Source organism: Streptomyces sp. NPDC031064 (assembly GCF_055570965.1).
The window spans coordinates 368,885-392,475 of sequence record NZ_JBVIGF010000001.1; the positions used below are offsets into that span (position 1 = coordinate 368,885).

A 23,591-nucleotide genomic window follows, 5' to 3' on the forward strand; every position below is an offset into this window, starting at 1 on the left:
CATCCGGCCTGCTAGAAAGCACGGTTGGGGGGCGCGCGTCCACCGTTCGTCACAGTGAGCGACGGAGGTGCGAGGGCGGGGAAACCGGAATGCTTCACACCGGATGCCTGTGCGCCGTCATCCCGTGCACATCGACCAATGCACCGCAAGGAAACGGGCGGTAGAAAACCGTATGAGAAACATACCGAGACGGGTCGCGGGCGACCCGGGGGGAACAACCGGAAAGGCAATGTCAGCGGTATTGCTGATGGCGCTTTCCGCGGGAATGGTGACCCTTTCACCGGTGGCCGCCGGCGCGGCCGAACCCCCGGCGTCGGAGCGTTCCGGCGCCACACTGGCCGAACAGCGGCGCACGGAGACCGACGCGGCCGTGGAGAAGGCGGCGAAAACCGGCCAGCGCGTCGAGATCGTCTCCGAACGCACCGAGACGGACGAGACGTTCGCGAACCCGGATGGAACGTTCACCGTGGAACGCGCGCTGATCCCCGTCCGCGTGCGGCAGAACGGCAGGCTCGTCCCCGTCGACACCCGTCTTTCCGAGACGGACGGCGGCCGGGTCGCGCCCAGGGCCACCGGAATGTCCGTCTCGTTCTCCGGCGGTGGTGACGGCGCCTTCGCCACCATGGTCCGGGATGGCCGAGAAGTGTCCCTTTCCTGGCCCGGGAAGCTCCCCGAGCCGGTCCTTTCCGGCCACACGGCCACCTACCCCAATGTGCTGCCGGGCGTCGACCTCACGGCCACCGTCGACGTGGACTCGTTCTCCCACGCACTCGTGGTGAAGAACGCCGAGGCGGCGAAGAACCCGGCGCTGAACGCCATCACCTTCGGCTACACGAGCAAGGGCCTGGACCTGAAGGCCGGGGCGGACGGCCGGCTGGAGGCCCTCGACCCGACCGGCACGGCCGTCTTCTCCGCGCCGCGGCCGCGGATGTGGGACTCGGCCGGCTCGGAGGACCCGGCCGCGGCGCCGCCCGCCGAGCCCACGGTGAAGAGCGCCGCGAAGGGAGCCGTGAAGAGCGCCTCTAAGGGCTCCGCCAAGGCCCGCACGGCCCGCTCTGCGCCCGCCGCCGCACCCACAGCCACCACCCCGGCCGCCGCGCCCGCGACCACCACCCCGGCCACCACCCCCGCCGCCCCGCCCGCCACCGCCACCGCCGACGCGGCGCCGCGCCCGCTCGCCGAGACGCTGGCCGGCGCCACCGAGGGCTCGCGCCAGGCGGGCCTCGGCGTCGAACTGACGGACCGGGCACTGACCCTGCGCCCGGACAGGCAACTGCTGAGCGACCCCGGGACCGTCTTCCCGGTCGTCATCGACCCGGTATGGGCGAAGGACGCCTGGAAGAACGCCTGGTCCCTCGCGTACAAGCACACCGCCTACCCCAATTCCGACGACACCGTCTACTGGAACGGCGGCACCAACTCCGATTTCGCGCGGGTCGGTGTCTCCAACGACACCCAGCGCGGTGGAACGGTCCGGGCGAACACGTATTTCCGGATCTCCACCTCCAACACCTGGAACAAGCAGATCATCCGGTCGACGCTCCGGATCAAGCAGACCCACGCCGGTTCCTGGTCCTGCAAATCCGGCGCCGTCCGGGTCCACACGATCGGCAAGACCCTCCCGACCAACATCACCTGGAACAGGCAGCCCAAATGGGGCGCCCTAGTGGATTCCTCCGGTGAATCCTTCGGCGGCCGAAACTGCCCCGCCGACAAGGCCGGACTCGTCGAATTCGACGTGACCGACGCGATCAGCAAGGCGGCCAAGGAGAAATGGGGCTCCTGGGCCTTCGTGCTGTCCGCGAAGAGCTCCGAGATCGACGTTTCCTGGCGGAAGTTCGACCCGCATTCGGTGCGCGTGTCGACGTACCTGAACACGATTCCGTCCAAGCCGAGCGGTCTGTCGACCGACCCGTCCGTGCCCTGCACCGGCGGCACCTTCGGCACCACCGACTACGTCACTCTGCGTGCGAAGGTGAACGACGCCGAGGACAACAACCTCGTCGCCGAGTTCCACTACGCCCCCCAGGGCGACTCCTCCCCCGAAGTCGCCAAGGTCAAGGCGAGCCGCGGCTCGGTCGCGAGCCTGCGCATCCCCACCAAGGACCTGAAGTCCGGAACGTACTGGTGGGACGTGCGGGCCAGTGACGGCACCGCGAACGGCCCCTGGGCCGGCCGGTGCGTCTTCACCTTCGACAAGACCCGCCCCTCGAAGCTGCCGGGCGTGACGTCCGCCGAGTTCCCCGAGGAGAAGGACGGCAACCCGGCCCGCACGGACGGGAAGTTCCAGTTCTCCGCGGGCGGCGTGACCGACGTGGTCAAGTACGTCTGGTGGACCGACTCCGACACCCGTGAGCGGTTCGTCGACGCCTCCAAGCCCGGCGGTCCCGCGAAGGAGCCGGTGACGTACAAGCCGCTCAACGCCGGCCCCCAGTACCTGTACGTCCGCAGCCTCGACGCGGCGGGCAACCGGTCCGACCTGAAGACCTACCTCTTCTACCCGACGCGCGCCCCGCAGCGGGACAAGCCCGGCGACCTCAACGGCGACACCACCGTCGACGTGTGGTCCGTCGACCCGGGCAGCGGCGCCCTGTGGGTCCACCCGGGCCAAGGCAACGGCAAGTTCGGGGTGGGCCGCCAGGCCGACGAGGAGTCCTTCGGCGACGCGCAGCTCACCCACCGCGGGAGCTGGAACGAGGACTACTACGAGGACCTCGTCGCCCTGCGGCCCGGCGTCGAGGACCCGGCCGTCAAGGAGCTGTGGGTCTATACGAACCGCGGCGACGGCGAGCTCGGCGGCGCCGACACCGGCCGCTGGCCGCTGGAGGTCGCCGTCGAGGAGGCCAACCACTGGAAGAACGCCGACCAGGCGCTGACGATCGGCAGTGTCAACGACGACAACGCCGACGGCAGGGTCGACGACAACGACGCGCCCGACCTGCTCGTCAAGGCGGGTGCCGAGCTCTGGCTCTACCTGGGCAGCCAGGGCAGCCCGCTCATCGACGAGGTCGAGCCGGTGTCCCTCGGCAACGCCGACTGGCAGAACATGACGCTCCTCGCGCCCGGTGACCTCAACGGCGACGGCCTGCCCGAGCTGTGGGCCCGCGACGTCAAGAGCGGCAAGGTCCACCAGTACACCAGCCGGAAGAACCCGGTCCAGGACGACGTCACCGCGGCCGACCTGACCGTGTACGCCGACCCGGCCGTGCGCGCCACGTCCATCGGCAGCGGCTTCACCGGCACCGCGTACCCGCACCTCGCCACGAACGGCGACTTCGAGGGCGACGGGTTCCCGGACCTGTGGTCCCGCGACGGGCAGGGCAGCGCGGTGGAGTTCCCGGGCAGGGCGTTCGCCGACGGCTCCGCCTTCGGCCCGGCCCGCCCGCTGGTGACCGGCGGCACCCCGTGGGGCACGTGCGAGTCCTTCGAGTCGAAGGCCACCGGCAAGCACACCCTGTGCGGACCGATCCTCGCCAAGTACAAGGCGCTGGGCGGCCCGGCCGGGTTCGGCCACCCGGGCACGGACGTCGTCACCGCACCGGACAAGATTGGCCGGTACACGCACTTCCAGGCGCCCGGTACCACCGCCAACAACCGGTCCATCTACTGGAGCCCGGAGACCGGTGCCTGGGAGGTGCACGGCTCCATCTGGGCCAAGTGGACGGAGATGGGCCGCGAGGGCGGAGTCCTCGGCTACCCGACCTCCGACGAGCGTCCCACCAGCGACGGCGTCGGCCGGTTCAGCACCTTCAGCAAGGCCGGCAAGGGCAGCGCCGTCTACTACGCGCCCGGCATCGGCGCCCATGAGGTGCACGGCGCGATCTACACCCGCTACCTCGCCCTGGGCGGCCCCCAGCGCGTCGGCTACCCGATGGACGACGAGAAGGCCACCACTCCCAAGGCGGGCGCGTACCAGCGGTTCCGCTTCCGGGACGAGGAGACGTACAGCACGTCCATCTACTGGAGCAAGGCGACCGGCGCGTGGCCGGTCCACAACGCCATCATGCGCAAGTGGACCGAGCTCAAGTCGGAGAACGGCTGGCTGGGCTTCCCCACGTCCGGCGAGTACCAGGTGACCGGAGGCGTCCGGGCCGACTTCGAGAACGGCTACGTCCGCTGGAACCGCACGAGCGGCACGACCACCGAGCACAAGCCGGACGACCGCACCGCGCACCTGCGGACGGACCTCGCCGGTGACGTCAACGGCGACGGCCGCACCGACATGATCACCGTCTACGACTACGGGAACGCGTCCACCGGCATCCACGTCCTGACCGCCGACACCGACGGCGGCGTCCGCCCGCCGAAGGAGGCCTGGACGAGCGGCCGCGGCAGCTTCGACGCGGCCCGCGCCAAGTGGACCGCCGGGGACGTCAACGGCGACAAGCTCGCCGACGTCGTGGCGTTCTACGGCTACGCGGACGGCACGGTCGCGATGTGGTCGTTCCTCGCCCAGAAGGACGGTGGGTTCCGGCCCGTCAAGAGCGCGGCGCTGCCGGCCAAGAGCTGGTACATGGAGCGGGTCGTCTCACTCCAGGCCGGTGACGTCAACGGTGACGGCCGCAGCGACCTGACGGCCGTCTACGACTACGACGACGGCCAGATGGGCGTGCACAAGTTCCTCGCCCGCGCCGACGGCGGCTTCGACAACCCCGTGCGCGGCTGGAACTCGGGCGACGGCAAGTGGTGGGCGAAGAACGCCCGCTACACCATGGGCGACGCCAACGGCGACGGCCGGGCCGACCTGATCGCCTTCTACGGCTACAGCACCGGCGCCGCCGCCCTGTTCACGTTCCCCGCCAAGGCCGACGGCACCCTGGAGCACCCGGTCAAGTCGTGGAACGCGGAGCCGGGCAACTGGGAACGCGACCGTGTGGAGCTGACCAGCGGCGACTACAACGGCGACAAGCGCGCCGACGTGGCGGCGATGTACCGGTACGACGGCGGTGTGACGGGGCTGTTCACCTTCGCGGCGAACGCGAACGGCGGCTTCGGCGCCCCGGTCGCCGGCTGGAAGTCCGAGCCGGAGTCCTGGTACGCCAGCAGCTCGGGCATGCCGCTCTCGGGCGACGCCGACGGCGACGGCCGCGCCGACGTCCTGATCATGTACAACTACGCGGTCGGGTCCACCCGCGCCTTCACCTTCCCCTCGCGGGCGGACGGCACGTTCGAGAACCCGCAGCGCTCCTGGTACGCGGAGCCGGGCACCTGGTGACGCCGGGCCGGTGACGAGCCGGCGCGACCGGTGAACGACCACTGCCGGGCCCCCTTCGCGGGTGCCCGGCAGTGGTGCGTCCGGCGCGGCGCGGTATCCGTCGGCCCCGCCGCTTCAGCCCAGCCGCATCGCGAACGTCACGGTGCTGCCGTCCGGGCCCGGGGTGATGGTGAGGCGGTCGGTGATCAGGCGGGTGAGCCACAGGCCCCGCCCGTGGCAGGCGCCGTTGAGACCGGGGGCCAGGTCGGGGATGACGTCCTCGGTGAAACCGGGCCCCCGGTCGCTGACCCGGCACTCCAGTTCCTTCGGGGTCCTGGCCAGCACGAGCACCCCGTGGCCGCCCGCGTGCTGCACCACGTTCCCGGCCACGGCGTCCATGGCCACGACGAAGTCGCCGCGCCGGGGTTCCGGGAGTCCGGACACGGCGGCGTAGCCCTCGACCAGAACGCGCAGCCGGGGGATGTCCGCGCCGCCGAAGCGGCGGTGCAGCAGGAGTTCCTCACCGATGCCGGGCGGGCCCCCGGCGGAGTCCAGCGTCATGGGCCTACCCCGTCACATCGAGGGCGGCCGGGTCCGCGCCGAGCCGGCGCAGCAGCGTCGCGTGCCGCTCGGAGCAGCGGATCCGTACGGACCGGTGGGCCGGCGCCCGGTCGGGCAGGCGGACGAGCTCGCTCGCGCACTCGGCGCCGAGGAAGCCGGTGCGCAGCAGGTCGACGGTGAGGGGGCCGGGCGGTGGGGCGGGGTCGCCGAGGAGCTCGCCCAGGGCCCGGGTGAACTGCCGGTGCGTCGCCAGGTCCGCCTCGCCGATCACGCTCAGTGTGCCGTCGCCGTACCGGCACCGCAGGTGTCCGAGCCGGGGCAGCAGGTTCTGCGGATGTGCGCGGCACATGGCCTCCAGGACCCGCTCGGGGAAGCGCCGCCGGTCGTACGCGCAGATCTCGCTGTAGAAGCCGTCGGTGAAGAGGTGACCGGCCCGGCGCTCACGCTCCATCATCATGTCGAGATCGGCCCCGAGGTCCGCGACCCAGCCCATGTCGATGTACGTGCGCAGTCCGGTGTACCCCTCGTCGCGGGCGGCGCCGGACTCCTCGACGATGCGCTGCCACTGCCGGTCGGCGGTGAACCGCCGCGCGGGCAGGATCAGTTCCCGCATGCTGCTCAGCTCCAGTTGCGCCCTCTCGTACCCGGACGCGACCAGCGGCCCTGGGGCGTCCCGCAGCCGCGACCGGACCTGTGACTCCGTCAGATGCGGCGGTCCGAAGACGATGACCTTCTCGCCACGGGCCAGTCCGGACCAGACGAACGCGGCCAGGACGTCCCAGCCGGGTGTGTCGTCGTCGTAGCACAGGAACGCGTGGTGTCCGGCGCCCATGTGCTGCACGGGAAGCGTCCCGGGATGGTGCTCATCGCTCGCGAGCACGCCCACCTCACCCCACCCCCGTGTAACCGCCGAGTGGCTCTACGTTACCAAGTGATTCACCGGCGGACGCACGTCACTGGCGTTCCTCCGCGTCCGGGTGCCTCTCGCGCAGCGCGTCGCCGGGCACCGGGCCCTTCGGCGGGGCCGGCTCCGGCGGCTGCTCCGCCCGGTCGGCGGTGTCGCGCTCGTGCTGCCGGCGGGCCTGCCGCTTCTCCTCCTCCAGCCGCTTGCGGACCTCTTCGGGCTTGTCCCCGACCTGGTTCATGGCCTTCTCCGTCCCGTCGGACCCGTCGGACGAGCCGGTCGGCTCGTCCCGCCGCCAGCGTCACACAGACCCGCTCCGCCCGCATTTCTCCGTGATCCGCCCGCCCCGACCCGTATCCGACCCGAAAGCGGCCGGGGTGCGACCGGGAGGTCCGGTGCAATGGAGAGCGCGGAACCGGCTTGTGAGTGGGGCGGCGGGGGTGCGATCCTTTCCGCCATGCCCTCCCACCCTCCTCACCTGCCTGAACACGGGGCGGTCCTTGCGGAGGTGAGGAAGGTGAGGCGAGCCGGTGTCGTCAGGCTGCGCGAGCTCGACGTGCCCGAACTCGGCCGCATCGCCCGGGACCTGTCCGCCGGTGGCGCGGTGGACGCCGGGTCGCCGGGCGCCGGTGGCGCCGTCGAGCGGCTGTTACGCACGGCGGTCTCCCGCATCGGCGGCGGTTCGTTGCAGACGGCCGCCGAGTACAGCCTCGGGCTCGCCCAGGGCACCCGTGACTGGCCGGCCGCCGACCGGCGCCGCAGGGCTGCCCAGGTCTACGGCGTCAGCGTCGAGAGGTTCCGCAAGCACCACGAGCTGATGGTGCTGGGGCAGATCGCGGAGCAGTTGGTCGGGCTCGCCGGGGCCGGCGGCGTGGTCGGCGCGGACGCGACGCCTCTCGCGGTCGCCGCCGTGCACCGCACGCACCGCACCGTGCGCACCCGGGGGCCGGCGACCGTACGCGTCCACGTCCACTCGGTGGACCTGCTGCGCGACGTCGACGTCATCGTGTCGCCCACCAACACGTACTTCGCACTGCCCGCCACCTACAAGTCGTCCGTATCCGCCACGCTGCGGCGCGCCGGGGCGGAACTCGACCCGACGGGGGGACTCGTCGCGGACCACATCCACGACGAGTTACGGGGGTGGGCCGCCCGGCACGGGACGCCGGGCCGGGCGGTCCTGCCGGGTACGGTCGCGCCCACCTCGTCCGGCGCGCTGGCCGCCCAGGGCGTCCGGCGGATCTACCACGTGGCCGTGGCACAGCCCAGGCCCGGCACCAACGACTACGACGTCCAGCCCGCCGACGTCACCCGTGGGGTGACCCGGGCGTTCGCGCTGCTGGCCGAGGAGTCGGCCCGCTTCGACCCGCCGCTGCGCTCGGTGTGCCTGCCACTGCTGGGGGCGGGGCGCGGCGGGCTGACCCCGCTGGAGAGCTTCGGCGCGGTGTGGCCGGCCGTGGAGGCGGAGCTCGCCCGGGGCATGGGCTGGGAGGTGCACTTCGTCGTCCGCGCGCACGCCCGCGCGGACCTCGTCGAGAGACTGCTCGGCCACGACCACGCACAGGATGGGGGGACCCGATGAATCCGTACGCCGTGCTGGCGGCAGCGGCGGCCCACTGGGACCGCGTCGCCGGCCGTATCGACGGCCCGCTGCGCGACCGGCTGGCGGCGCTCCTGACCGACGTACGCCGCAAGCGGGCGGACGGGGCCGGGGAGGGCGAGCTGCGGGGGGCGGCGGAGGCGGCGGCCCGGGTGCTGCGGGAGGAGCTGCCGGAGGAGTTCGGCGGTCCGGGCGGGGCGCGGCTGGTGGCGGACGCGGTGGACATGGTGGACGCCCTCGACGACACGTACCTGGGCTTCCGCGCCGAGGACCTGGCCGTGCTGCTGGTGGACGGGCACCGGATGGTGGGCCCGGTGCTGGGGCCGGTGCGCGACCGGCTGCTCGCGGTGCCCGCGCTGAGCGCCGACGCCGTGCTGCGCCGGGGCGGCGACCCGTACGCGCCGGAGCTGATCCGGCTGCGGGGCGCGGGCGGAACGGTGCGGCTGCCCCGCTTCCAGTTCTCCGAGGACGTGCTGCCCTGGATGGTCGTCCTGGAGGTCAACACCTTGCTGGAGGCGGACCGCGACCCGTGGGGCGCCGCCGACTGGTGGCTGTCCGGCAACGCCTGGCTGGGCACGGCGCCCGCCGAGCTGCTCGGCCGGGGCGCCGACCGGAGGCTCGTGGACACCGCCGGTTTCCTGATGGACGGGGAGTAGCAGCCGTGCCCAACTACCGGCCTCCCGAGGCCATGACCGGCACCCCGGGCAAGGTCACCCTGCCTCGGGGCACCACGCTGTACCGGGTGCACGCGGCGCACCGGGACGCCGCCGCGTTCAACCCGCTCCCGTCCCACTGCCTGTATGGCGGTGGGCGGTTCGACGGTACGGCGTGCGACCCGTACGGCTATCTGTACGCGGGCCTGGGCGCCGAGGCGGCGCTGTGCGAGACGCTGCTGCGGTCGCTGCCGTTCGACCCGGAGGGCGGGCCCCGGCTGCTGCCCCGGGTGAGCGTGGCGCGGCGGCGGCTTTCCCGGCTGCGGCTCGGCACCGACCTGGACGTCGTCTCGCTGGTGTCCGCGCGGGACCTGGCCGCCGTCCACCAGGACAGTTGGCTGGTCCACACGGAGGCGCACGACTACGCGTACACGCGGGACTGGGCGCACTGGATCCGGCGGCACACCGATCCCTGGGCCCAGGGTCTGATCTGGTCGTCCAAGCGGGAGCCGGGCGACCGCACCGTGGTCCTCTTCGGGGACCGCTGCCCGCCGGGAGCCGTCGAAGCCGTGGCGGAGGGAGCCGTCGACTTCGGGACCCCGGACGGCGAGGAGTGGCTCGACTCCGTCCTCCAGCCCTACCACGTGAGGCTCGCCCCCTGACGATGAACGAACCGGACACGCCCACCGACGACGAGCTGCGCGACGAGCGCGACGAACTCCTCGACGCCCTGGCGCGGATGCCCGCCGACGACCCCCACGCGCCCGCGTGCTGCGCGCACACCGGCCGGATCAGCTACGCGCTGTACCTCCGCCACCGGGAGCCGGAGGACCTGGAGCTGGCCCGTGAGGCGTTCGAGCTGGCCTTCCGCCGGCCGGGCGACGACGGCGACTGGCACATGTGGCGGATCCAGTACGGCCACGTCCTGGCCTTCGGGTACGACGAGGAGCCGACCGCCGAACGCCTCGACGAGGTCATGGAGCTGGCCCGCGCGGGCGTCGGCCAACTGCCGCCGGACGACGAGGAGTACGCGGCGGTCCGGGCGGTCGGGCTGCATCTGCTGGCCCTCGGCGCCAAGGCCCGGTACGAGGCGCGCGCGGACGACGGTGAGCGGGAGGGACTGCTCGACGAGGCGCTGCGGTGGCACGAGGAGGCCCTGGCGGTGTTCGGCCCGGGCACGGCGGAGGCGGTGGACCTCCAAGAGGCGCTCGGTCACCTGTACCTGGAGCGGTGCACGGTGCGCGACAGCATGGACGACGCGGCGGTCTCGGCCGGCCACTTCCGTGCGGTGCTGGACGCCGCGCTGCCCGGGACGGATCTGCCCTTCGTACGCTGCGGTCTGGGCATCGCGCTGATGCTGCACGGCCGGGCCGGGCGGGACCGGGACGAGCTGGAGGAGGCCAGGGACGCCTTCGGCCGGGCGGTGGCGGAGGCGCGGCGCGGTGGCGGGCCGGAGCCGGAGTGGGTGTGGGAGGCGCAGGTCCGCGGGGTGTTCATCCGCGCGATGATCTGGGCCACCTGGCACGACCAGGGGCACGCGGCGGCGGCCGAGACGGAGCTGAAGGCGCTGCTGGCCGTGGAGGGCGCCCTGGACCGGCTGATGCCGCAGTACCTCGACGTGTTCGGGCGGCTGCTGTACGAGCGGGCCGCCGCCCGGCACGACGCGCCGGGCCGTGACCGGGCGCTGGCGCTGATGAGCCGGGCGGTGACGGAGTGGCGGCCTGAGCGGGACGGGAGCGTCACCGCCGCGGCCTTCTGCCTGGCGTCCTTCCAGCAGATCCGCCATCAGGAGGACCCGGACGATCCGCAGCGGCTCCAGGACGTGGCGCGCGGCGCCGCGCTCGCCCTCCAGGACGAGGGCCTGGACCCGGACCTGCGCAACGGCGCCCGGCTGATGGCCCACTGGGCGCGGCAGCGGATGGAGGAGCGCGGGATCGAACCGGCCGCCGGGGACCTGCCGGAGGGGCTCGGCTTCGAAGAGACGCGCCGCATGTACCTGGAGATGCTCCAGGCGATCCAGGACGGCCGGCTCTTCTTCGACCTGGACACGGACTACGGGTTCCCGGGCATGTCCGGCGAGATCACCGACGCCGGTCGGCTCGCCCGCGGGTTCGACGCGCTCTACGAGAACTGGTGCGAGCTGGAGGAGGGCAGCCGGGAGCGCTCGCAGGGTGCCGCGATGCTCCTCACCCACCTGCCCTTCTTCGATCCGCACGGCGACCGGGTCCCCGAGGAGCGGCGCGACGAACTCATGCGCGCCCTGCTGCGGCCGGGCGACGAGGAGGACCCCGCGTGGCTCAGCAAGGCGCACGCCGTGGCCGGTGCCGTGCGGATGCGGGAGGAGATGGCCGGGACGGGCGCGCGGATGGACGAGGTGATGGCCCACTTCGCCGAGGCGCGTACGACGGCGTCGGCCGACGGCGGGATGCCGGAGGGGGACCTCGACTTCGTGACCCTCGTCGCCCGCACGCACCGCGGCCAGACCGCCGGGGCCACCGACGACGTCGAGGCGGGCATCGACGACTGGCGCCGCATCCGCGACGACCGGCGCATCACCCCGCACGTACGCCTGCTGATGGACGCCCAGCAGGCGTCGCACGAGGCGCACCTGGCCGCCCGGCGGGGCGACCTGGCGACCGTGGACGCCAGGATCGCCCTGATGCTGGAGGTCCACGGCGGGCTGGACCCGGAGGACCCGTCACGAGTGGAGCTGTGGACCGCCATCGAGAACTCCCGCGTCACCCGGGACGAGCTCGCCCGCCGGCTCGGGGCACCGGCCGCGCCACCGCTGCCCGGGCGTCCCACGGCGGCGCAGCTCCGCAAGGACGCGGCGCGGCTGCCGCGCGACCACCGCGCCTGGGTGCTGGGGGACGGCGGACTGACCCGGTTCGTCGGGGCGGTGGGCAGGCAGGACCCGGCCGGGATCGCCGAGGCCATGGAGCTGGTACGGGAGGCGCACGGGCTCGTCGACAAGGGCAGCGACAGTTGGCTGCGGTACACCAACTGCCTGGGTGCCGGGCACTGCGCGCTGGCGTCCGCCCAGCGGGACCGGCGCGCCCGTGACACGCACCTGGAGCAGGGCATCGCCCTCCTGGAGGAGGCGAACGCGGCCGTGGCGGGGCCCGAGCACCGGCTGCACGCCAGTGTCCGCCTCGGGCTGGGCCGCGCCTACCGCATGCGCGGGTCGCTGTACCGCGGCGACCGGGACGCGGGCCGGCGCCACGGCCTGGAGGCGCTGCGCGGTCACGCCTGGGCGGCGCTGCTCCAGTCCGGTACGGACCACGCGGCGGACGCGGCGGCGGAGGCCACCGGGACGGCGCTGGAGGTCGCGGGCTGGTGCCTCCGGGACAACGTCCCCGAGGAGGCGGTGACCGCCCTGGACTCGTGCCGCGGGCTGGTCCTGCACGCCGCCACCACGTCCATGACGGTGCCGGAACGGCTCGTCGCCGCCGGCCGCGAGGACCTCGCCGACGAGTGGCGCACGGTGGCCGGCACCGACCCGGCCGCCGATCCGCTGGCCGCCGTGCGGGAGCCGATGAGCGTGCCGAGCGAGCTGCGCCGCCGGGTGCTGGCGGTGCTCACGGGTGAGGGCGCGTTGCAGGGCAGGCTGCTGGAGCCGCCGGAGCCGGGAGAGATCGGGCGGGCGCTGCGGGCGGTCGGCAAGGACGCGCTGGTGTATCTGGTGCCCGCGTCGGAGGAGTCGGGCGGTACCGCGGTGGTCGTGACGTCCTCGGGCGAGGTGCACGCGGTGCCCCTGCCGACCCTGAACGAGCAGGCCGCGCCGCTGCGCGACTACCTGCCGGAACCGGGCGGGGCGCGGGACATGGGCCCGGTGACGGGCACCCCGACGGCGCGGGTGCCCGAGCTGCGGGCGCAGTTGGACCGGCTGTGCGGGTGGGCCTGGTACGCCGGGATACGGCCGCTGTTCGACGCGTTCGCCGCGCCGAGCCGCCCGGGGCGGGTCCCCCGGCTGGTGCTCGTGCCGATGGGGCGGCTCGGGCTCGTCCCGTGGCACGCGGCGTGGGAACCGACCGGCGGGGGTGGGCGTCGTTACGCGCTCCAGGAGGCCGAGATCTCGTACGCGGCGTCCGCGCGGCTGCTCTGCGACGTGGCGGCGAGGCCCCCGGCGCACCCGGGCCCGGGGCGGGACGGGGCTTCGTGGGACGGGGCTTCGCGGGACGGGGCTTCGCGGGAGGGGGCTTCGCGGGACGGGGCTTCGCGGGACGGGGCTCTGCGGGACGGTGCGGCGCTCATCGTGGGCAATCCGACGGGCGATCTGCGGTTCGCGGGCGAGGAGGCCGACGCCGTGCAGCGGGTGTTCTACCCGGGCGGGCAGTTCCTCGGGCGGCGCGACGGCGGGCAGGTGGCCGGGGCGGGGACGCCCCGTGAGGTGGTGTCCTGGCTGCGCGGCGGCGCGGCCGACGGCGGGGTGCTGCACCTGGCGTGTCACGCCACGGTCGCCGAGCGGGCGCGGCGCAGCGCGTACCTGTCGCTGCACGGGGGCGAGTTGTCGGCGGAGGAGCTCACCGAGGCGGTGGGCGGCGGCGCGCGCGGCAGCCTGGGCCTGGTGCTGCTGGCGGCGTGCCGCAGCCATGTGTCCGGGCGGGGGCACAACGAGGCGTACAGCCTCGCCACCGCGTTCATGGTGGCGGGGGCGCGGTCGGTGATCGGCTCGCTGTGGCCGGTGCCCGACGACGCGACGTCGGTGCTGATGTTCATGGTCCACCACTACCTGCGCCGGGAGGGCGAGCCGCCCGCGAAGGCGTTGCGCCGGGCCCAGTTGTGGATGCTGGACCCGGCGCGGGAGCTGCCCGCCGAGTTGCCGCCGCTGCTGGCCGAGCGGGCGGGGCGGGTGGACCCGGACGACCTGAGCGCCTGGGCCGGCTTCACGCACCTGGGGCAGTAGGGACGACCGTACGGAGGCGGATGGTGCGCGCCGTCCACCGGCCGGTGGGCGCGGGCACACCGCCCATGTCGCGGGCGCCGCCCGGCGCTTGGGGGTTCCAGGCGGGCAAATGGTAGGGGGTGGTGTTGAGTTCGCTCTCCGAAACGATCAGTTTCAGCCAGTCCTGCGTGCTCGCTCCGGGCACGACGGGCCGGGTGGCGGGCAGGGAGAGCTGCACCGGTTCGCCGTCGAGGGCGTGGCCGGTGCGGCCGGGTCCGATGAAGTGGCCGGGGTAGAGCAGGGTGTGGCTGGCGTAGCTGTCGGTCAGATTGATCAGGACGCACCACAGGGTCCGGTCGGTGGAACGGTTGTGCAGCCGTACGGAGACCCTCGGCGGCCGGGGCCCGTCGGGTCCGGGGGTGTAGGCGCAGACGATCTCCCCGTCGCCGTCCGGCGTGAGGGGTTCGGGGCCGTCCCAGGGCGCTATCTCCACCCGGACCAGCCCGTCGAGGCGGGACGGGCCGGGCTCGAGGTCACGGATCTGGTGCCAGCGGGTCAGATGGGTCAGGCACGCGGCCACCCGCTCGGCGTCATGGCGGCCGGTGAGCGGGAGGGGGTCGGTGAAGGGGGTGCCGTCGGAGCGCAGCACATGGGCGCGGGTGCCCTCGACGTGGACGCGGAAGTGGACGCCGGTGGACGGCGCCGGGCCGTCGGTGAGCTTCAGGAGCGGGGAGGCGACGATGCTGCGGCGTACGTCGTCCTCGGCACCGGGCCGGCCGGGTGCGGTCAGCGTGACGGTGGCCGGCGGCAGGGGCAGCGCGGCGAGCGCGACCGGGTAGACCCGGGCGGGCGACGGCACCCAGCCGACCGGGTCGACGAGGGTGCGCCCCGCCTCGACGGCGCGGGCCTCGACGGCGGGCGCCGGGGTGTCCGGGGCGCCCGCGTCCTCGGGCACCAGCGTGAACACGGTGCCCGCCACGGCCGTACCGCCCGGCAGGCCGTGGCTGGTGCCGCAGTCCACTTCCCAGCCGTCCGGGCCGAGACGCAGCAGGTACGGGCTCGGGAGGCGGGCGGCCTTACCGCCCAGGAACGGCAGGTCGGCGTACCCGCCGGCCTCCTCCGGGTACAGGACCGGCTGCTGCCGGCCGCCCGCGCGCCGCAGCCGCGCGTCGGCGGCGGCCAGCAGTTGGCGGTAGGTGGCGTCCGGTCCCGCGTCCTGTACGGCGCCGATCAGGGCGTGGGTGAACGCGCCGTGCCGGCGGCCGCCGTAATCGCCCTCGTACGACAGTTGGTTGAGGCGGCTCGCGGCCATCAGGACGTGGCGCGGCGCTGGTCCGCCGCCCTCGGGCGACGTGCCCCGGAAGCCGTACGAGCCGGCGGGGGCGTGGAGGTTCCAGTGCGCGGCGGGGGGCGCGTAGCGCGCGGTGAGCTCCGTGTCGCGGGTCGCGCCGCCGGAGAAGCAGCAGTCGAGGACCGCCGCGACATGGGCGCCGCCCGCCGCCACGGCGTCCAGGAGGGTGCCCAACCGCTTGTCGAGCAGCGGTCCGTCGACGCAGACGAGGGCCTGGTTGCGTCCGGTCGCCTCGATGCGCAGATGGGCCTCGTCCTGTGCCAGGGACTGGGTGCCGTGCCCGGAGAACCAGAACAGCGCGGTGTCGCCGGGCCCGGCCTGCCCCAGGTGGTTCCTGATGCCGTCCTGGACGGCCGCGGCGGTCGCCTCGGCGTTCAGGAGCGTACGGATCTCTCCCTCGCCGCCGGGCATGCGGTCACGGACCAGCCTGCCGGCTTCGGCGATGTCGTTGAGGCAGCCGGCGAGCGGTGTGGCGACGGCGGGCGGGTAGTCGTCGATCCCGACCATGAGTGCATAGAACAAGCCCATGGCGGAGAGTCTGTCAGCCGGGTGCCGGCGGTCGGGGGGCGGGCCGGTCCGAAAACAGGTCGTGTTCTGGGCGTCGTTGGGTTCCTATGGCGACAATCCGCTGTTCAGGAACCATTATTGATGATGCGTCACTAGTCTTTTCCCGTCACACACAAGATCTGTCGGGTCACCACCCATGACATTCGGGGGACACATGGGGCACATCGAGCGTCCCCGCCGCGTCGTCCAGTCCGGCGGGACGCAATCGCCCGGTCCGGCACCGCGTACGGGCCGGCGGCTCACCACGGGAGCGGCCGGGCCGCACACCGCCGCGACCGGTGGGCCCGCTGTGGATCCGTCGCGGCGGGGGCTCTACGACCGCCGCTCGGACCGGCTGCGCCAGGCCGTCGGCCGGCTCGACGCCGGGCTAGACGAAACCGCGTGCCGGCAGCTCGCCGAGTGGGCCCGTGAGGAGTACGCCGCGGCCCACGGCGACGTACCGCTCGGCTTCGTCGCGCGCTGCTACCTCGGGCCGCCCTTCGTCGACCACCAGCTCAACCTGTTCCACGTCATCGTCCAGCACTTCGCCCCGGCCGACCCGATGCCGGAGCCCTTCTCCAAGGCGCGGATGCTGGCGCGCTCGGGCGGCTACGCGTACGTCGAGGTCTACAGCGGCGGCCTGGTGCTCCCCGTACTCGACGACGGCACCGTCGTGCGTCCGTGACCCCGTAGCCCGCAGTCCTTTACCCAGCACCACCCTGAACGGAGATCCGAATGGTCGAGGTGGATTTCGCGCTGCACCAGAAGGTGCGGGAGGTCGGCAACCTCGTGGCCCGGCTGAGCGAGCAGGTCGGATCGGTGTCCGGCCAGGTCTCGTCCGTCGAGGCCAAGCAGCAGCAGACCGCCACCGAACTCCAGCAGTTGCGCAACGACTTCCTCGCCTTCATGCAGCAGGCCCAGCTCATCGCCAACGTGCAGCGGGCCGAGACGCGCATCGGCGTGATCCAGGACCAGGTCGACCATGAGTTCGGCCACCACAAGACGGTCCGGCGCACGGCGGTGGGCATGCTCCAGGCCTTCGACGTGGGCCTGGTGTCCGAGGAGAACGTCCGGATGGTCAGCGAGCAGCTCATGCTCCAGACCCCCCGCTACTGGCTGGCACCCGCGCTGGTCGCGCTCGCGTCCTGGTCCGCCGACGACCGGGACCTGTGCGGGCGCGCCGTGGAGGAGGCGTTCCGCCGCTCGCCCGACCGGACGTCGCTCTTCTTCGCCCTCGTACTGCGCCGCCAGAACCGCCGGCAGGGCGCGGTGCGCTGGCTCAGGCACTACCTTCTGGCCCAGGACCCCGCCCGGCTGGGCAGGGAGTTCGCGGTCATCCTGGAGTCGATCGCGCAGGGCGCCTTCGGCCTGGAGGGGCGCGAGCTGCTGAACAAGACGCTGCACGGCTGGCGCGAGCAACTGATGGACAGCGCGGACGCCCAGGCACGGCAGGTCAAGCGCTGGCGGGACGAGATCGACACGCTGCGCGCCCCGTCCGCCAAGGCGGAGTTCCCGCGCCTCGCGAGCGTGTCGCCGCAGTGGCCGGAGCTGGACGCCGTGCTGTCCGCGGCCCGCGCGCAGCAGGCGCTGCTCGACAAGTACACGGCCCTGATGGAGCAGGAGTTCCAGCCCTCCGGCCGGCTGGAGGACGCGGTCGACGACATCCTGGACCGGCTGGTCTCGGAGTACGACGACGACGAGCTGCCGCTCCGCCGTGACCTCGCCTTCAACAAGGCGGTCGTCGACCACGACGGCGACCTGGACGCGGCCCGCTCGGCGGCGGATGCCGACTCGGCCTCGTACGAGGAGACGCTCGACTACCTGACGGTGCAGAGCGCCGCCGCGCTCAACCCGGCGGCCATCGGCACCTCGGCGGCCACGCAGCGGCTGGCGGTCGCGGCCTGCCACGAGTGGTTCTTCCAGGCGCACGCGGGCTTCACCCGCGACTGCCGGGCGGCGGTTCCGCAGGACGTGCAGGCGTGGTTCGGCTCGGCGCACAGCGTGGGCGCGCAGATGTTCCAACTGCCGCCGTGGCAGGGGTCGTTCACCCAGCCGCTGGCCACGCTGGAGGGGTCGCTGGCCGGGCACTGGGACCAGCAGATGGCGCCCTTCATCAACGGGCTCGCGTACCCGATGGTGAAGAAGGTGCTGCCCCTGGCGCTCGTGGTGGTCGGCATCCTGGTGATCATCGGTCAGATCAGCCTCGGCTTTGCGTTCTTCGCCGCCCTCGTCACCGGTGGCGTCTGGGGGGCGTTCATCTTCAACGGCGCCCGGGCCGCCCAGAACCACCAGGCGAACGCCCGTCGGCTGCTGGAGCAGGCGAAGACGGACTCGCTGCACCAGCTCCGGGCCGCCTCCGCCGAACTGACCGACTGGTACGAGAAGTTCCGGGCCGCCGACGCGGTCGAGGCCCGGTGCCGTGAGCTGATCACCTCGCTGAGCACCGCCACCGAGGGCGGCTCGCCGTTCGAGGGCCGCACCGTACGCAAGGAGGACGACCGGTGAGCATGCCGCATGTGCCGCCGCAGCCGCACCACCCGCCGCGCGAGTCGCGGGAGTCGCAGGCCGGCCCGCCACCGCCTGCCTCCCCGCCCGCTTCCTCGCCCGCTTCCTCGTCTGCTTCCCCGCCTGCTTCCCCGCCGCCGGTGCGCAGACCGGCGACCGGTTCGCCGTGGGGGGCCTCCCGCGCGACGGCACAGGCCGAGCGGGCGACGAACCGGCTGCGGCGGGTCGTGGAGGGGCTGCCGGACTGGGAGCCGCTGCCCCCGGGGGAGACCTTCGTACGCCGTCGTCCGGGCTCCGAACCGTGAGCGGCCTGTGGGGACACGGCGGCGCGTACCAGGAGTGGGTCGGCTTCCTGCGCCGCTGGGCGGCGTTCGAGCCGGTCGACCCGGGTGCGCTGCCGCCGGTCGAGGAGGGCCGGTACGACGGTGACACCATGGCCCGGCTGACCACGCACCTCACCGAGGCGCTCGGCACCCGGCTACAGGCCTGGGCCGACTCGCTGGTACGGGCGATGGAGGCCGCCGATGACGAGTTCTCCGCGGGGCGCGCACTGACCCAGGCCAGGGCGGGGCTCCAGAGCATCCGCCTGCTGGCCCGCCATCCGGGGCTGCCGGAACGGCTGCGTGAGCGGCTCACCGAGCTGGTGGACCGCCAGGTCCCGGAGCTCCAGGCGCAGTTGGAGCGGAACCTGGAGGACACCGCGCGGGCACAGGGCGCCGACGCGTACTGGGTCGAGCAGCGCCGCCGCACCCTGCGGGACAACGCTCTCACCGGCGTCCTCGCCCAGGACCCGGCACCGCCGTCGTCGCCCTCGTCCCCGGCGTCCCCGTCCGCCCGGGCGCGGCCGTCGGCGGACGCCTGGGCCTACGACCCGGCGGCGGCGCCCAGGCGGCGGGTCATCACCGACTGAACCGGCCCGCCCGCCCCCCTTTCCGTAACACCCGCCCTTGAACGCGAAGGTCCGCATGTCGAACTACGCCGAGAGCCTGCACCACCTCGACAGCTACATCTCCGCGCGCGTGCCGGTCATCGGCATGCGCACCATCGAGCAGCAGCGCGCGCGGCGCCTGTTCCTGGAGGCGGCCACCCAGCCACGGCGCAGCAGCATGCCGTTCTGGATCTACACCAGGGCGACCGGGCTGCGTGATCTGCGAACGAACGCCACGGTGCTGGACGACCGTTCGCTGACCGGTGCCATGGACTTCGCCGCCTCCCAGTTCACCAGCCGGGCGAACGCCACCGTCGTCTTCGTCGACCCCGCCGACCTGGAGGGCGACAGCCCCGTCACCCGGCACATGGCGGAGCTCGCGCGGCTGGCCGACAACAACATGGGCAGCATCGTCATCATCACGGACACGCCCATCTGGAGCGGTCTCCAGCGACTCGGCATGAGCCTGCACCTGGACCTGCCGAACTCGGACGAGATGTACGGGATCCTCAGCGCGTTCCTCGACGACCACCAGGGGCACATCCCGGTGGCGTGGGACGAGAGCGACGCGCGGCGGGCCGCCGAGTTCCTGGCCGGGGTGACCGAGGCCGAGGCGATCAACCTGATGGCGACGGTCGCCGCGAAGGGCTCCATCGACAAGCAGGACGTGCTGGGGCTGGCCCAGGCCAAGGACCGCATCTTCAGCGATCTGACCGGGCTGGAGCGGGTCCACCTCAACGAGGACGACTACACCGTCGGCGGGCTGATCAGTCTGCGTGAATGGCTCAAGCGCAAGCACCAGTTGATGCACGCCGATCTGCGGGACACGGCGCTGCGGCCGCCGCGCGGGGTGCTGCTGGTGGGCGTGCCGGGCTGCGGCAAGTCGCTGTCCGCCAAGGCGATCGCCCACGAGTGGCAGCTCCCCCTCTACCGGCTGGACATGGGCAGCATCCACGGCAAGTACCTGGGCGAGTCGGAGGGACGTTTCCGCGAGGCGCTGGCCATGGCCGACCGGGTCGCTCCGTGCATCCTGTGGATCGACGAGATCGAGAAGGGGCTCGCGGGCCGGGACGACGGCTCGGGCGTGCCGCAGCGCATCATCGGGCAGTTCCTCTTCTGGCTCCAGGAGTCGCAGTCCCGTGCCTTCGTGGTCGCGACGGCGAACGACATCCGCAGCCTGCCGCCGGAGCTGCTGCGCAAGGGGCGCTTCGACGAGCTGTTCTTCGTCGACCTGCCGGACTCGCAGGACCGCAAGGAGATCATCGAGCTCTATTTCCGCCGCTACCTGAGGACCGTGCCGGAGGCGGAGCAGTTGGACCGGCTGGTCGACCTGTCGGAGGGGTTCGCCGGCTCCGACATCGCCTCCGCTCTGCACGACGTGGGCGCCGAGGCCTACCTGTGCGGCGGCGTCGAGAATCTGAAGCCCTCGCTCATCATGGACACCTTCGCGAACACGGTGCCCTTGAGCCGGGTGAACCCGGAGCAGATCGAGGAGATCCGGGCGTGGGGACGGGAACGCGCCGTGCCCGCCGGCCGCGCCGCGATCGCCGCGGCGACCCCGGGCGGCACGGCTCCGCGCCGCATCGTCTTCCGGGAGGACTGAGTCCGGTTCGGGGTCGGTCGGGCGGTTAGGAGTCGGCGGCCGGTACGGGTCACCGTGTCCTTCGGGTACGGCGGTCTCGGCCTGCCCTGACGTGGGAGACCGCGAGCGAGGCCTTGTCGAGGAGCCAGATCGCGCTGAGCGAGAAGAGGGCGAAGCAGACGAGGAACGCCACGACCGCCGTCACGATGAGCAGCGGGCCGCCGGCGGAGGTCACTCCCCGCAGCAGCGGCCCCGCCGCACCGCCGGCCGCGCCCACGACGGGGACGAGCACCGCCATGAGCAGGACGTGGCCCCGGTGGGGCGGGGCGTCGTCGTCGCGTACGTGCTCGTACCCCTGGTGGTCGCTGCTCTCGTCGTTCACAGGGAAAGTGTGCGGGGTGCGCCGCCCTATCGGAAACTCCGTTCCAGGCCGCGCCCGACCGTCCGGGCGACCCTCGGACCCAGCCAGCGCTTGAGGGCGCGCAGCGGTTCGAGTCGCCCGGCCGCCCGGTCGATCCGGTAGTACAGCCGGGGCGGGAGGTGCGGCAGCAGGGGTGAGTGGCGCTGGCCCAGCAGCGCGAACATCTCCGGCGGTGCGAGGTCGATGTAGCGGGGCAGGTTCTCGTACCAGCGGGCGCTGTAGCGGGCCGCGCTCTGGGTGGGGAGGAGGGCGGTGCGGCGTTCCCGCTCGTAGCGGGCGAGGGCGGGCTGGAGGCGGGGGCTCGTGTGCAGGGCGCCGGACAGGGCGATGGCGTCCTCCAGGGCGAGGGTGGTGCCCGCGCCGATGGAGTAGTGGGTGGTGTGCGCGGCGTCGCCGATCAGGACGAGGTTGTCCCGGTACCAGGTCCGGTTGGTCACGGTGCGGAAGGTGCGCCACCGGGCGCTGCCGTCGGCGTGCGGCCGGCCGATGAGCGGATGGCCGTCGAGTGGTGCGGCGAAGAGGCGCTGGAGCAGGGCCAGACCGTCGGCGTGGCTCGCCTCGTGGAGGCCGAGTCCGGTCCAGGTCTCGGGGGAGCACTCGACGACGCAGGTGCTGTGGTCCTCGCCGTACCGGTAGCCGTAGCACCAGATCCAGCCGTGCGCGGTCTCCACGAAGGCGAAGGTGAAGGCGTCGAAGACCTTGGTGGTGCCGAGCCAGATGTACGTGTTGCGCCCGTCCGCGATGTCGGTGCCGAAGTGCCCGGCGTGGCGGCCGCGCAGTCCGCTGTTGGCACCGTCGCCGGCGACGACCAGGTCGGCGCCGGCCGGTTCGGTGGCGCCGGTGACCGGGTGGCGGAACTCGACGCGCACGCCGAGGGACCGGGCCCGCCGGGTGAGGATGCCGAGGAGGGTGTGCCGGCCGATGCCGAACCCCTGGTCGCCGTGGTGCACGGTCGTGCGGTCCCGGACGTACGCCACGCCGTCGCTCCACCCGACCGAGTTCTCGCGGATGGCGCGGGCGGAGACGGGGTCGTGGCGGTGGAGCGTGTCCAGCAGGCCCGCCCAGTAGGTGACTCCCCAGCCGTAGGTGGAGCCGGCGGGGTCGCGTTCGTAGACGGTGATGTCGTGGGACGGGTCCCGCAGCTTCATCAGGATCGAGAAGTACAGGCCGGCGGGCCCGCCGCCGACGCAGGCGACCTTCACGCGCGCTCCCCTTGGATGACATCAGTGACACCGCATGGTCAATTGCGCACGAAAGGTAGCAGCCCGCTGGCCGTTGTGTAGTTATTTGGGCGGTTTGCTCCCGCTCTGGCCGGGGACCTCTTGTGTAGTGGGACTCTCCTGATCGGAGGCGTCATGATCATCCTCGGCTTGGTCCTGCTCATCATCGGAGCCGTCGCGGGCATCAGCATTCTGTGGACCATCGGACTCATTCTGATCGTCATCGGAGCGGTCCTGTGGGTTCTGGGCACCCTGGGGCACGCGGTCGGCGGACGGCGTCACTACTGGTGAGTCGTCACCGGTGAGCCGTCACCACGTCCACACCGGGCCGGTCCGGCCCGTCCGACCCGCTGGGTGACCGGGAAGGCGGACCGGGCCGGGTTCGGCCGCGCTCAGGCAGCCCCGCCGTCGCCCTCGGCACCACCTTCGCCGCCCTCGTCGGCGGTCTCCGCCAACTGCTCCACGGCGCGCTTGCCCACCACGGCCGCCGCGGCCAGGGCGCTGCCGACGAACGCCGCCGCCAGGATCAAGGGCTGGTCGAAACGGTGGCCGGTCACATGGTCCAGCGAGTACCGGCCTGCACCGGCGACGCCGATCGCCGCCGCCATGAAACCGAGGTACGCCGGGTACTCGAAGCCGCCGGACTGGTTGAAGAACCCGGCCGGGGCGTGCACCGACACCGCGCCCGCCATCGCGCCCGCCGCGGCCGCCCCGGCGGCGGGTGTGGCGAGCCCGAGCATCAGCAGCGTCCCGCCGCCCGCCTCGCCGAGACCGGCGGCGACGGCGCTCTGCCGGCCGGGCCGGAAGCCCATCGCCTCCATCGCCTTGGACGTGCCGTCCAGGCCACCGCCGCCGAACCAGCCGAACAGCTTCTGCGCCCCGTGCGCCGCCAGCACCGCTCCGGTGCCGGCGCGCAGGGCGAACAGGCCGAGGTCGCGTCGGTTGACGGCGCTCATGGGGTCTCCCGGGCGTGAGGCAGCATCTCCGTACGTCTCCACTGTGGCCCCGGAACGCCCGGCCGGAACCCCGTTGCTGCGCCGTACGGGTGCGCGCCGCCCGGCTGAGGGCTGGGTCGGCTGAGGCGCGGGGCCGGCTGAGGGTGGGCCCGATCAGCGCGGGGCTGGCTCAGGCCGGGGCCGGGACAGCGCGGGACCGGCTCAGGGGCCGCCCGGCTGAGGGCGGGACGGCCCACGGCCACCCGGCTGAGCGCGCCGCCCGGCTGAGAGCGGGCCGGATCAGGG

Annotated in this window: 18 protein-coding genes; 11 read left to right on the forward strand and 7 right to left on the reverse strand. The window is 73.2% G+C overall.

All coding sequences use genetic code 11. The features are described from left to right. Positions 1-283: 283 nt before the first annotated feature. Entirely contained in the window at positions 284-5,215 is a 4,932-nt protein-coding gene (locus ACZ46W_RS01520; RefSeq protein WP_468329571.1) for an FG-GAP-like repeat-containing protein, read from the forward strand. Positions 5,216-5,329: 114 nt separating this feature from the next. Here ACZ46W_RS01520 and ACZ46W_RS01525 read toward each other — a convergent pair whose 3' ends face one another. From ACZ46W_RS01525 to ACZ46W_RS01535, 3 genes are all read right to left on the reverse strand, one after another. Then, entirely contained in the window at positions 5,330-5,755 is a 426-nt protein-coding gene (locus ACZ46W_RS01525) for an ATP-binding protein (RefSeq protein WP_468329574.1), read from the reverse strand. A gap of 4 nt (positions 5,756-5,759) precedes the next feature. Next, complete coding sequence (locus tag ACZ46W_RS01530; RefSeq protein WP_468329577.1) at positions 5,760-6,635, reverse strand: MEDS domain-containing protein; 876 nt, start codon at positions 6,633-6,635, stop codon at positions 5,760-5,762. Positions 6,636-6,708: 73 nt separating this feature from the next. Continuing rightward, positions 6,709-6,900 carry a hypothetical protein gene (locus ACZ46W_RS01535; RefSeq protein WP_468329580.1) on the reverse strand — a complete coding sequence of 64 codons (192 nt, stop codon included), beginning with the start codon at positions 6,898-6,900 and terminating at the stop codon, positions 6,709-6,711. 216 nt (positions 6,901-7,116) lie between these two features. Between ACZ46W_RS01535 and ACZ46W_RS01540 the strand changes: the two genes are divergently transcribed. The 4 genes from ACZ46W_RS01540 to ACZ46W_RS01555 are packed head-to-tail and all read left to right on the forward strand — an operon-like array spanning position 7,117 to position 13,818. Continuing rightward, the gene (locus ACZ46W_RS01540) at positions 7,117-8,241 is read left to right on the forward strand and encodes a macro domain-containing protein (protein ID WP_468329583.1); all 1,125 of its coding nucleotides are present in this window, start codon (positions 7,117-7,119) and stop codon (positions 8,239-8,241) included. Further along, positions 8,238-8,915, forward strand: coding sequence for a hypothetical protein (locus ACZ46W_RS01545; protein WP_468329586.1), 678 nt, complete (start codon positions 8,238-8,240; stop codon positions 8,913-8,915). Before ACZ46W_RS01540 ends, ACZ46W_RS01545 begins: the two co-directional genes overlap by 4 nt. A 5-nt stretch (positions 8,916-8,920) precedes the next feature. Beyond that, positions 8,921-9,574 (forward strand): RES family NAD+ phosphorylase, encoded by a 654-nt coding sequence (locus ACZ46W_RS01550; protein ID WP_468329589.1) that lies wholly within the window; start codon positions 8,921-8,923, stop codon positions 9,572-9,574. Positions 9,575-9,576: 2 nt separating this feature from the next. Beyond that, positions 9,577-13,818 carry a CHAT domain-containing protein gene (locus ACZ46W_RS01555; RefSeq protein WP_468329592.1) on the forward strand — a complete coding sequence of 1,414 codons (4,242 nt, stop codon included), beginning with the start codon at positions 9,577-9,579 and terminating at the stop codon, positions 13,816-13,818. On the opposite strand, the gene ACZ46W_RS01560 is transcribed toward ACZ46W_RS01555, so the two are convergent. Beyond that, entirely contained in the window at positions 13,799-15,676 is a 1,878-nt protein-coding gene (locus tag ACZ46W_RS01560; protein WP_468329595.1) for a caspase family protein, read from the reverse strand. The two genes, ACZ46W_RS01555 and ACZ46W_RS01560, sit on opposite strands and share 20 nt — an antisense overlap. A 193-nt stretch (positions 15,677-15,869) precedes the next feature. Here ACZ46W_RS01560 and ACZ46W_RS01565 point away from each other — a divergent pair, with 193 nt between their 5' ends. From ACZ46W_RS01565 to ACZ46W_RS01585, 5 genes are read left to right on the forward strand one after another with little or no spacing between them, the layout of a single operon-like run. Beyond that, positions 15,870-16,379 (forward strand): hypothetical protein, encoded by a 510-nt coding sequence (locus ACZ46W_RS01565; protein ID WP_468329598.1) that lies wholly within the window; start codon positions 15,870-15,872, stop codon positions 16,377-16,379. 50 nt (positions 16,380-16,429) lie between these two features. Next, complete coding sequence (locus ACZ46W_RS01570; protein ID WP_468329601.1) at positions 16,430-18,199, forward strand: hypothetical protein; 1,770 nt, start codon at positions 16,430-16,432, stop codon at positions 18,197-18,199. Positions 18,200-18,201: 2 nt separating this feature from the next. Further along, positions 18,202-18,504 carry a hypothetical protein gene (locus ACZ46W_RS01575; RefSeq protein WP_468332344.1) on the forward strand — a complete coding sequence of 101 codons (303 nt, stop codon included), beginning with the start codon at positions 18,202-18,204 and terminating at the stop codon, positions 18,502-18,504. Continuing rightward, entirely contained in the window at positions 18,501-19,109 is a 609-nt protein-coding gene (locus ACZ46W_RS01580) for a hypothetical protein (RefSeq protein WP_468329604.1), read from the forward strand. The genes ACZ46W_RS01575 and ACZ46W_RS01580 overlap by 4 nt, the downstream gene beginning before the upstream one ends. Positions 19,110-19,164: 55 nt before the next feature. Next, complete coding sequence (locus tag ACZ46W_RS01585) at positions 19,165-20,730, forward strand: AAA family ATPase (protein WP_468332347.1); 1,566 nt, start codon at positions 19,165-19,167, stop codon at positions 20,728-20,730. Between the two features lie 49 nt (positions 20,731-20,779). On the opposite strand, the gene ACZ46W_RS01590 is transcribed toward ACZ46W_RS01585, so the two are convergent. Further along, entirely contained in the window at positions 20,780-21,091 is a 312-nt protein-coding gene (locus ACZ46W_RS01590) for a hypothetical protein (RefSeq protein ID WP_468329607.1), read from the reverse strand. A gap of 26 nt (positions 21,092-21,117) precedes the next feature. Next, positions 21,118-22,332 (reverse strand): FAD-dependent monooxygenase, encoded by a 1,215-nt coding sequence (locus ACZ46W_RS01595; protein WP_468329610.1) that lies wholly within the window; start codon positions 22,330-22,332, stop codon positions 21,118-21,120. Between the two features lie 138 nt (positions 22,333-22,470). Between ACZ46W_RS01595 and ACZ46W_RS01600 the strand changes: the two genes are divergently transcribed. After that, positions 22,471-22,641, forward strand: coding sequence for a DUF6131 family protein (locus ACZ46W_RS01600; RefSeq protein ID WP_468332350.1), 171 nt, complete (start codon positions 22,471-22,473; stop codon positions 22,639-22,641). Between the two features lie 101 nt (positions 22,642-22,742). Here the strand turns inward: ACZ46W_RS01600 and ACZ46W_RS01605 are convergent, their stop codons facing one another. Then, positions 22,743-23,306 carry a DoxX family membrane protein gene (locus ACZ46W_RS01605; protein WP_468329613.1) on the reverse strand — a complete coding sequence of 188 codons (564 nt, stop codon included), beginning with the start codon at positions 23,304-23,306 and terminating at the stop codon, positions 22,743-22,745. Between the last annotated feature and the right edge of the window lie 285 nt (positions 23,307-23,591).

What these genes read in the sequence shown, in the direction of transcription:
- ACZ46W_RS01555 (WP_468329592.1), top strand. Translation starts at nt 9,577, where the DNA reads ATGAACGAACCGGACACGCCCACCGACGACGAGCTGCGCGACGAGCGC.
- ACZ46W_RS01585 (WP_468332347.1), top strand. Translation starts at nt 19,165, where the DNA reads ATGTCGAACTACGCCGAGAGCCTGCACCACCTCGACAGCTACATCTCC.
- ACZ46W_RS01570 (WP_468329601.1), top strand. Translation starts at nt 16,430, where the DNA reads ATGGTCGAGGTGGATTTCGCGCTGCACCAGAAGGTGCGGGAGGTCGGC.
- ACZ46W_RS01560 (WP_468329595.1), bottom strand. Translation starts at nt 15,676, where the DNA reads ATGGGCTTGTTCTATGCACTCATGGTCGGGATCGACGACTACCCGCCC.
- ACZ46W_RS01565 (WP_468329598.1), top strand. Translation starts at nt 15,870, where the DNA reads ATGGGGCACATCGAGCGTCCCCGCCGCGTCGTCCAGTCCGGCGGGACG.
- ACZ46W_RS01525 (WP_468329574.1), bottom strand. Translation starts at nt 5,755, where the DNA reads ATGACGCTGGACTCCGCCGGGGGCCCGCCCGGCATCGGTGAGGAACTC.
- ACZ46W_RS01605 (WP_468329613.1), bottom strand. Translation starts at nt 23,306, where the DNA reads ATGAGCGCCGTCAACCGACGCGACCTCGGCCTGTTCGCCCTGCGCGCC.
- ACZ46W_RS01545 (WP_468329586.1), top strand. Translation starts at nt 8,238, where the DNA reads ATGAATCCGTACGCCGTGCTGGCGGCAGCGGCGGCCCACTGGGACCGC.
- ACZ46W_RS01540 (WP_468329583.1), top strand. Translation starts at nt 7,117, where the DNA reads ATGCCCTCCCACCCTCCTCACCTGCCTGAACACGGGGCGGTCCTTGCG.
- ACZ46W_RS01575 (WP_468332344.1), top strand. Translation starts at nt 18,202, where the DNA reads ATGCCGCATGTGCCGCCGCAGCCGCACCACCCGCCGCGCGAGTCGCGG.
- ACZ46W_RS01535 (WP_468329580.1), bottom strand. Translation starts at nt 6,900, where the DNA reads ATGAACCAGGTCGGGGACAAGCCCGAAGAGGTCCGCAAGCGGCTGGAG.